The sequence below is a fragment of the Roseomonas populi genome, assembly GCF_024594815.1.
In the GTDB taxonomy this organism is placed as follows: Bacteria; Pseudomonadota; Alphaproteobacteria; order Acetobacterales; family Acetobacteraceae; genus Roseomonas; species Roseomonas populi.
This window is the reverse complement of record NZ_JANJOU010000002.1, coordinates 433,807-440,062: the sequence shown is the minus strand read 5'-3', so window position 1 is coordinate 440,062 and position 6,256 is coordinate 433,807. Positions and strand designations below refer to the sequence as shown.

6 protein-coding genes are annotated in these 6,256 nt (G+C 69.8%); all 6 read right to left on the bottom strand.

Translation table 11 applies throughout. The annotated features are described in order from the left end of the window. Positions 1-170: 170 nt before the first annotated feature. Genes NRP21_RS05120 through NRP21_RS05095 form a run of 6 tightly spaced genes read right to left on the bottom strand, consistent with a single transcriptional unit; the run spans position 171 to position 6,196 of the window. On the bottom strand, positions 171-956 hold the full coding sequence (locus NRP21_RS05120; protein ID WP_257715107.1) for an MBL fold metallo-hydrolase: 786 nt from the start codon (positions 954-956) through the stop codon (positions 171-173). Positions 957-969: 13 nt separating this feature from the next. Continuing rightward, a complete protein-coding gene (locus NRP21_RS05115) occupies positions 970-1,743 on the bottom strand; it encodes a TatD family hydrolase (RefSeq protein ID WP_257715093.1) in 774 nt (257 codons plus the stop codon). After that, positions 1,744-3,297 (bottom strand): methionine--tRNA ligase, encoded by a 1,554-nt coding sequence (gene metG / locus NRP21_RS05110; RefSeq protein WP_257715092.1) that lies wholly within the window; start codon positions 3,295-3,297, stop codon positions 1,744-1,746. A gap of 46 nt (positions 3,298-3,343) precedes the next feature. After that, positions 3,344-4,360, bottom strand: a complete 1,017-nt coding sequence (locus NRP21_RS05105) for a DNA polymerase III subunit delta' (protein WP_257715091.1) — start codon at positions 4,358-4,360, stop codon at positions 3,344-3,346. Further along, complete coding sequence (gene tmk, locus NRP21_RS05100; protein WP_257715090.1) at positions 4,357-5,001, bottom strand: dTMP kinase; 645 nt, start codon at positions 4,999-5,001, stop codon at positions 4,357-4,359. The genes NRP21_RS05105 and tmk overlap by 4 nt, the downstream gene beginning before the upstream one ends. Further along, the gene (locus tag NRP21_RS05095) at positions 4,991-6,196 is read right to left on the bottom strand and encodes a D-alanyl-D-alanine carboxypeptidase family protein (RefSeq protein ID WP_257715089.1); all 1,206 of its coding nucleotides are present in this window, start codon (positions 6,194-6,196) and stop codon (positions 4,991-4,993) included. The genes tmk and NRP21_RS05095 overlap by 11 nt, the downstream gene beginning before the upstream one ends. Between the last annotated feature and the right edge of the window lie 60 nt (positions 6,197-6,256).

The window sequence follows — 6,256 nt, the reverse complement described above, 5'->3', positions numbered from 1 at the left end:
AGCCCGGCGCAGTTCTCGTTCACTCATGGCCACCCAGCCCACCGCCGCCTCCACATCCCAAGCTCACCTTGGCGGAGGCTGACATTTCTGCTTTGCCTAAGGGTGACACTTTAGCTTTGCGCCTACACCCATAAGGTGCATAATGTAGATTATGTAAAATGCAGGCGTCATCAGCCGACCTCCAGCACCATCCCGTCGTACCCGGCCTCGACGCCTCGCGGCAGGTTTTCCCGCATCCAGTCCCAATCCAGGTCAGGTCCCATATGCGTCAGCACGGTCCTCGCCGCGCCGATCCGGCGCGACCAGGCCACCGCCTTCTCGACATGCGCGTGCACGGGATGCGGTGGCCGTTGAAAGCAGCCGACCATCCAATCCCGCACGCCCGCCAGGGCCTCGAACCCGGCCTCCGGCATCTCCACCACATCGGTCGAGTAGCCGAAGCCGCCGATGCGAAGCCCCAGCGTGTCCATCACCTTGTGGTCCTGTCGGAATAGCCGAACCTGGAAGCCGGCCATTTCCACCGTGTCGCCAGGCCGCACCGGTATCGCGTCCAGCGCCGGCCGGAAGAACCCGGGCGTCGCCCCGCGGAAAGCGTAGTCGAACCGCCGGGTCACCTCACCCAGTGTCTCCGCCGTGGCATAAAGCGGCAGTGCCCGGCCCATGATGCGGTTCATGATCCGCAACTCGTCCATACCCAGCACGTGGTCGGCATGGGGATGGGTCAGCAGCACTGCATCCACCCGGCCGATCCCGCTGGCCAGAAGCTGGGCCCGAAGGTCCGGCCCCGCATCGACGAGAAGAGTTGTACCATCAGGCGCCTGCACGGCGATGCTGGAGCGCGTCCTCCGGTTTCGCGGCTCCGCCGGATCACATGCTCCCCAGACGCCGCGGCCGTCCGGCCCACCCAGCAGCGGCACCCCGCTGGACCCACCGCAGCCCAGGACGGTGATTTTCAGCAAAGACAATGCTCTACCGGCATCTGGTGAATAGGCGCTCGAAGTTTGCCGTGGTGATCTCCACCGCCTTCGCCACCTCCCAGCCCCGCAGCTTTGCCAAGACGGCCGCCGTATGCGCCACCCAGGCCGGTTCGTTCCGCTTCCCGCGCTTGGGCACCGGCGCCAGATAGGGGCTGTCCGTCTCGACGAGGAGCCGGTCCTCGGGCAGGTCCGCCACGATGTCGCGCAGCTCCCCGCTCTTCGGGAAAGTCAGGATGCCGGAGAGCGACACGTATCCGCCATACGCCACCACCGTCTCGGCCAACTTCCGGGTGGAGGAAAAGCAGTGCAGCAGCGCCGGGAACCCTCCACCCGCCTCGCGCTCCTCCGTCAGGATCGTTGCGATGTCGTCATCCGCATCCCGCGCGTGGATGGCCAGCGGCAGGCCGGTCCTCTGGCAGGCCCGGATGTGCCGCCGGAAGCTCTCCCGCTGCACGTCGTGCGGCGAGGTGTCGTAGAAGTAGTCGAGGCCCGACTCGCCGATCCCGATGATCCGGGGATGGTCCGCCAGGGTGACGATCTCCTCCACCGTCGGAATCGGCGCCTCGGCGGCGTGCAGCGGATGAACCCCCACCGTCCCCCAGACCTGCGGGAAGCGCTCCGTCAGCGCCTTCACCGCCGTGGCCTGCGCCGCCGTCGTCCCGATCGTCACCAGCCGCCCGACCCCGGCCTCCAGCGCGCGGGCGACGATGCCCTCGATCTCCTCCTCGGAGTAGTAGTCCAGGTGGCAGTGGCTATCGACGAGCATTCACGCCGTCTCTTCGATCTTGCGGAACAGCGGCACGGGCGCCGGCAGCTCAGTTCCCTCGGCGAGCGGAGCCGAGAGGTCGGAGAGGGCCCTGGCCCCCTGCCCCACGCCAAGCTGGTCCAGCATCGCCCCCATCGTCCCGGGCATGAAGGGCTGGAGAACCGTCGCCAGGGTCCGCAGCGCCGTGTGCAGGCTCCGCAGAACCGCCGCCATCCGCTCCGGATCCGTCTTGCGCAGTGCCCAGGGCTTTTGCCCGTCGATCCAGGAATTCCCGAGCCGCACCACGACCCAGATCCGCTCCAGCGCCTCGCCGAAGGCTTGGCGGGAGATGGCCTCGTCCACCTGCCCCGGCAGCGCCTCCACAGGCCCGAGCAGTGCGCGGTCCGCATCGGTCGGCGGCGTCAGCGCGGGTAGCCGCCCCTCGCAATTCTTTACGATCAGCGAGAGGACGCGGTTCGCCAGGTTACCGAGGTCGTTCGCAAGCTCGCTGTTCAGCCGCCCGATCACCGCCCGGCGGGAGAAGTCGCCGTCGTTCCCGAAGGGCACCTCGCGCAGCAGGTAGTAGCGCAGCGGATCCAGCCCGAACTCCTCGGCCAGCAGCAGCGGGTCCAGCCCGTTCCCGAGGGACTTGGACATTTTCTGTCCCTCGATCGTCAGCCAGCCGTTCGCGTAGACACGCTTCGGCGGTTCCAGCCCCGCCGCCATCAGGAAGGCCGGCCAGTACACGCAGTGGAAGCGCGTGATCTCCTTGCCGACCATGTGGACGTTCGCCGGCCAGAAATCCCACTTCGCCAATGAGGTATCAGGATACCCCAGTGCCGTAATGTAGTTCGTCAGCGCGTCCAGCCACACATACATAACATGGGCATCATCCCCCGGCACCGGCACACCCCAGGTGAAGGAGGTGCGGGAAACCGAGAGGTCCTGCAGCCCCGCGCGCACGAACGCTGTGACCTCCCGCTGCGTGCTGATCGGCGCCATGAAGTCGGGATTGGCCTCGTAGAAGGCCAGCAGCCGGTCCGTCCATTCGGAGAGCCGGAAGAAGTAGGAGGGCTCGCGCGTCCACTCCACCGGCGCACCGGAGGCGATGGCCACCTTCTTGCCGTCGCGCTCCTCAATCTCGTCCTCACCGTAGAAGGCCTCATCGCGCACCGCGTACCAGCCCTCGTAATGGCCGAGATAGATCTGCCCGGCATCCGCCAGCTTCTTCCACAGCGCCTGGCAGGCCGCCTTGTGCCGCGCCTCCGTGGTGCGGATGAAGTCGTCGAAGGAGATGCCGATCTTCTCGGCCATGCCCCGGAAATCGGCCGCCAGGTCGTCGGTGAACTGCTGCGGCGAGACGCCCGCGGCGGCGGCGGCCTGCGCCACCTTCTGCCCGTGCTCGTCCGTGCCGGTCAGGAAGAACACCTCGTGCCCCGCCAGCCGCTTCCACCGCGCCAGCACATCGGCCGCGATGGAGGTGTAGGCGTGGCCGATATGCGGCTGGCCGTTCAGGTAGTAGATCGGCGTCGTCAGGAAGAACCGCTTCCCGTCGCCAGCCCAAGCCTCGCTCATCGTCGGATCCCGCGCCTCGATACCTGCCGGCGCGATCCGGCCCCCGCTAAACGGAGAGCCGCGAGAGACCGGTCAGCACCGCCTGCCTGCGGTCCAGGTTGAGCGCGTCGGTCTCGTCGGCCAGCCGGCCGAGCATGTCCCACAGCCCCGCCCACTCGGCAAGGCCGCGCCCGGCCAGCCAGGGCGCCATCTCCTCCCCGCGCGCCGCACGGCGCAGGGCGCCCGCGATCGTGTCCCGCAGCAGGGCGAAGAAGGTGTTGAAGGCACCGCCGTCCCGCCTGGAGGTCAGCCGGTCGGCCAGGGCGTGCAGCTCCCGCGCGTCCGGCCGCGGCAGGCGGGCCAGGAACCCCTCCACTTCCCGCGCCATGGCCAGCCCCTCTCCCTCCACCAGGGAGAGCGCCCGCCCCGGACTCCCTGCCGCTAGCCCGGCCAAGGCAGCCCGGTCATCACCGGACATGTCAGGCAGCCAGCGGGCCAGGACCGTGTCCATTGCCCCGGCCTGCAGCGGGAAGAGGTCCAGGCGGCGGATCCGGCTACGGATGGTCGGCAGCAGGCGGTCCGGCGCCGAGGCTGTCAGAACCAGCACGGCGCGCGGCGGCGGCTCCTCCAGCGTCTTGAGCAGGGCGTTCTGTGCCTGCTCATTCATCGCCTCCATCTCCTCGACCACCACGACTCGCCAACCACCCTCGGCCGGCGTCATGGCAAGGAAGCGCGTCAGCTCCCGCACCTCCTCCACGCGTATGATGACCTTCTTCCCCTTTTCCCCGGTATTCGGCGAAAGAGAGCGCAGGTCGGCATGCGCCCCCGCGGCAACCCGAGCGAAGAGCGGGTCGGCAGGCGGCACGAAGAGTGGCGCCTCCCCCGCCGGCAATCCGGGAGGCATTCCCGCGAGCATCCAACGGGCGTAGCGCCAGGCCAGCGTCGCCTTCCCCACCCCCTGCGGCCCGGTGAACATCCAGCCGTGGTGCATCCGGCCGGAGAGCGCCGACTCGCGCAGCGCCCCGGCGGTGTGGTCGTGCCCGTAAAGCGCGGGATTGGCGCGGGGCTCGGGCGGAAGGCTCAAGCCACCCCTCCCAGCCGTTCGCGCACGGCCTCCAGCGCAGCGGCCAGCACCGCGCCCGGGGGGGCGGCGGCATCCAGCACGGCGCAGCGCCCTGGCTCCTCCCCGGCGATGCCCAGGAACCCCGCCCGCACCCGCGCGTGAAAATCGGCGCCCTGCATCTCGTAGCGGTTGGCGTCGCCCCGGCTCAGGGCCCGCCCCATTCCGCGCTCGGGCGGCAGGTCCAGCACAAGGGTCAGCTCCGGCCGCAACGCCCCGAGGGACAGATCGCAGAGCCGTTCCCAGGTCTCGCGGGAAAGCCCTTGCCCCGCGCCCTGGTAGGCCAGGGTGCTGTCGGCAAAGCGGTCGCAGACCACCCAGATCCCCGCCTCGAGCGCGGGCGCGATGGTGCGCGCCACGTGCTCCCGCCGTGCCGCGAAGTGCAGCATGGCCTCCGCCACGGGATCCCACGGCCCCTGGCCGAGGATCAGCCCGCGCACCGCCTCCGCCCCCGGCGCGCCACCGGGTTCGCGGGTGCGCAGCACGGGCAGCCCGGCCCCGGCCAGCGCGCCCGCAAGAGCGCGGGAGAGGGTGGTCTTCCCCGCCCCCTCGCCGCCCTCCAGCGTGATGAACCGGCCCCGCCCAGGCGGCGCCTCAGGCGCCACTGATCATCCGCCCGAGCACCGCCGGGATGCGGGGGATCAGCCCCAGCTTCGCCACGTCCGCCCCGGCCAGCAGCGGCACCGTCATCGGCGGCACGCCGGCGCCGGAGACCTCCAGCTTGCCCAGTTCCTGCCCCTTGGCGACGGGCGCGGGCACGGGGCTGTCGTAGCGCACCTTCACCTGCAGGTTGCGCCGCCACTGGCGCGGCAGGGTCAGCAGCACGTCGCGCCCGCCCACCAGCGGCACCTTCAGCTGCTCCCCGAGATAGACCGGCGCTTCCTCGATCGTGTCGGAGGCGCGGAAGAGGGAGACGTTCTCGAATTCCCGGAACCCCCATTCCATCAGCCGCTCCGCCTCCTCCCGCCGGGAGGCCATGCTGGGCAGGCCGTTGATGACGAGGATCAGGCGCCGCTCGCCCCGCTTCACCGTGCCGACCAGCCCGTAGCCCGCCTCGTCGGTGTGCCCCGTCTTCATCCCGTCCGCCCCGGCCACGCGGCCGAGGAGCGGGTTGCGGTTCTCCTGGTTGATCTCGTTCCAGCGGAAGCTGCGCTGGCTGTAGATCGGGAAGTATTCCGGGAAGTCCTTGACGATGTGCGCAGCCAGCGACGCCAGGTCGCGGCAGGTCATCTTGTGCTCCGGGTCCGGCCAGCCCGTGGCGTTGCGGAAGGTGCTGTTCGTCAGTTCCAGCCGCTTGGCGTAGTCGTTCATCAGCTCCGCGAACTGGGCCTCGCTGCCCGAGATCCCCTCGGCCAGCACCACGCAGGCGTCGTTGCCGGACTGGATGATCACCCCATGGAGAAGGTCGTCCACCTTCACGGAGGAGTTGATCTGCACGAACATCTTGCTGCCGCCCATGCGCCAGGCGCGCTCGCTGACCGGCAGCTCCTGGTCCATCTTCAGCCGGCCCTGCTTCAGCAGGTCGAAGACGACATAGGCCGTCATCAGCTTGGACATGGAGGACGGCGTCATCCGCTCGTCCGCGCTTTTCTCCAGCAGGGTCGCGCCCGTGTCGGCGTCGATGATCAGCACCTGCCGGCCCAGCGTGTCCACCGGCCCCAGCGGGGTGGTGGCGGGCGTCCCCGCCGGCGCCGCCGGCGCGCGGGAGGCGCGCGAAGGTGCCCGCGCCTGCGCGTGCGCCTCGCTGCCAAAAAGCCCGATCGCGGTCACCGCCCCGATCACGTCCCGACGCTTCGGCATCCCCATGCCCCCCGTTCTCGCGGCGCCCAACCCGGCGCGGCAACCCCTGCTAGACCGCGA